Annotated in this window: 1 pseudogene; it reads right to left on the reverse strand. The window is 66.4% G+C overall.

From position 1 onward, the window contains the following. Nucleotides 1–229: pseudogene (locus AC0CH3_RS18110) on the reverse strand (TrmH family RNA methyltransferase); the annotation flags it as partial.

Raw genomic sequence — 229 nt, forward strand, 5'->3', positions numbered from 1 at the left:
GGTCGAGTTGCTCCAGCGTCGTATCGAACTCGTCGAACACTCCGACGACCGCTTGCGGGTTTTCCTTGCCCGTCAGTTTGGAGAGGAGATCCGGCGTCGTCTGGATCGACTCGCCACCCGCCTCCTCGACGTCCATCGACAGCGCATGGACCAGTGGATGGGTCGCGCTCGCGGCGGCGGAGAACAGCGTCCGGGGCAGCCGCCCCGTCTCTCGCGCCTCGGTCAGGAT

It is taken from the genome of Sphingomonas sp. AC449 (assembly GCF_979253475.1).